The sequence below is a fragment of the Mesorhizobium sp. M7A.F.Ca.US.014.04.1.1 genome (genome assembly GCF_003998745.1).
In the GTDB taxonomy this organism is placed as follows: Bacteria; Pseudomonadota; Alphaproteobacteria; order Rhizobiales; family Rhizobiaceae; genus Mesorhizobium; species Mesorhizobium ciceri.
Genome location: NZ_RZRW01000750.1, coordinates 1 through 2,364 on the forward strand (window position 1 = coordinate 1; position 2,364 = coordinate 2,364).

Sequence of the window (2,364 nt, forward strand, 5' to 3'; positions counted from 1 at the left end):
AAGCAGAAGAAGCAGGCCACGCCAATGCCGCTGGCGATCAGGGGCATGAAGATCCTGACGAAGAAGCGCGGGAACGAATAGCCGTCGATATAGGCGGTTTCGTCGATTTCCTTCGGCACACCCGACATGAAGCCTGCGAGGATCCACACCGCCAGCGGCACGTTGAACAGGCAGTGCGCCAGCGCCACCGCAATGTGCGTGTCGATCAGGCCGAAGGCCGAATAGAGCTGGAAGAACGGCAGCGCGAACACCGCCGGCGGCGCCATGCGGTTGGTCAGCAGCCAGAAGAACAGGTGCTTGTCGCCGAGGAAGCGGTAGCGCGAGAAGGCGTAGGCTGCCGGCAGCGCGGCAGCCACCGAAATCACCATATTCATCACCACATAGGTGATCGAGTTGATGTAGCCCGAGTACCAGGAGGCGTCGGTGAAGATGGTGACGTAGTTGGCGAGCGTCGGCTGGTGCGGATAGAGCGTCAGCGAGGAGACGATCTCGGCATTGGTCTTGAAGCTCATATTAATGAGCCAGTAGATCGGCAGCAAAAGCACGACGATGTAGACCGTCGGCACGATCCACCACCAGCGCGATTCCTCGCCGCGTTTGCGCATCAGCCGGGCGACCTGATCCTGCGAGAGTGTGCTCGCCAGTTTGCCCGCTGCTGTGGTCTCGCTCACTCTATCGGCTCTTTCGTTGGCGCCGGTCATCTCAGCGCTCCGCGTCGTAGTTGGTCATCACGGTGTAGAAGACCCATGACAGCAGAAGGACGATGAGGAAGTAGACCAGCGACATGGCTGCGGCCGGACCGAGGTCGAACTGGCCGAGCGCGGTCTTGACGAGGTCGATCGACAGGAATGTCGTCGAGTTGCCGGGACCGCCTCCCGTCACCACGAAGGGTTCGGTATAGATCATGAAGCTGTCCATGAAGCGAAGCAGCACGGCGATCAGCAGCACCCTGTTCATCTTCGGCAGCTGGATGTAGCGGAACACCGCCCAGCGCGAGGCGCCATCGATCTTGGCCGCCTGATAGAAGGCATCCGGAATGGAGACCAGGCCGGCATAGCAGAGCAGCACGACGAGGCTGGTCCAGTGCCAGACATCCATGATGATGACGGTGACCCAGGCATCGAACGGGTCCTGCACATAGTTGTAGTCGATGCCGAGCGCGTTGACGTAGTAGCCGAGCAGACCGATGTCGTTGCGGCCGAAGACCTGCCAGATGGTGCCGACGACGTTCCACGGAATCAGCAGCGGCAGCGCCATGAGCACCAGGCAGACCGGCACGCCCCAGCCCTTTTTCGGCATGTTGAGCGCGATGAAGATGCCGAGCGGCACTTCGATCGCCAGGATGATGAAGGAGAAGATCAGGTTGCGGACCATCGCTTCCCAGAAGCGGCTGGAAGACAGCAGTTCCTCGAACCACTCGGTGCCGGCCCAGAAGAAGACGTTGTTGCCGAACGTGTCCTGCACCGAATAGTTGACGACGGTCATCAGCGGGATGACCGCCGAGAACGCCACCAGCACCAGCACCGGCAGCACCAGGAACCAGGCCTTGTTGTTCCAGGTCTTTTCCATCTATGCCCCCATCTCGACGCGCCAGGAATCGGCATAGATGTTGATGCCGGCCGGCTCGAACCGCACCTTCGGATCGGCTGGCACGGTCTCGTCCTCGCCGATGACGGCCGCAATCTCGCGGCCTTCGAGCTTGGCGCGGACCACCTTGTGGCGGCCGAGATCCTCGACCTTGCTGACCTGCACGGCCATGCCGTCGCGGCCAAGCCGGACATATTCGGGACGGATGCCGAGTTCGATGGCGCCGCTGCCCGCTTTTGGCGCGCCCGGCAGTTCGATGCGCTGCGAGCCGAGCGTCGCCGTCTTGCCGTCGATGGCCACCGGCATGACGTTCATGCCGGGCGAGCCGATGAAATAACCGACAAAGGTATGGCGTGGCCGTTCGAACAGTTCGGCTGGCGTGCCGATCTGGACGATGCCGCCGTCATACATGACCACGACCTGGTCGGCGAAGGTCAGCGCCTCGGTCTGGTCGTGGGTCACATAGACCATGGTGTAGCCGAAGCGGCGGTGCAGCTGCTTCAGCTGCGAGCGCAGCACCCATTTCATATGCGGGTCGATGACGGTCAGCGGCTCGTCGAACAGGATGGCGTTGACGTCGGAGCGCACCAGCCCGCGGCCGAGCGAGATCTTCTGCTTCTGGTCGGCGGTCAGGCCCCTCGCCTTCTTCTTCGCCCAGGACGCCAGGTCGATCATCTCCAGCGTCTCGCGCACCTTGCGGTCGACATCGGCTTCCGGCACGCCGCGATTGCGCAGCGGGAAGGCCAGATTGTCGTAGACGGTCATGGTGTCGTAGAT

3 protein-coding genes are annotated in these 2,364 nt (G+C 62.1%); all 3 read right to left on the reverse strand.

The genetic code is table 11. The features are described from left to right. On the reverse strand, positions 1 to 701 hold a 701-nt coding region (locus EOA22_RS30960), incomplete at its 3' end, for a carbohydrate ABC transporter permease (RefSeq protein WP_206521367.1). 1 nt (position 702) lies between these two features. After that, positions 703 to 1,569 carry a sugar ABC transporter permease gene (locus tag EOA22_RS30965; protein WP_013531810.1) on the reverse strand — a complete coding sequence of 289 codons (867 nt, stop codon included), beginning with the start codon at positions 1,567 to 1,569 and terminating at the stop codon, positions 703 to 705. After that, a partial coding sequence (locus EOA22_RS30970; protein WP_164756080.1) for an ABC transporter ATP-binding protein occupies positions 1,570 to 2,364 on the reverse strand: 795 nt, incomplete at its 5' end. It lies immediately after the preceding gene.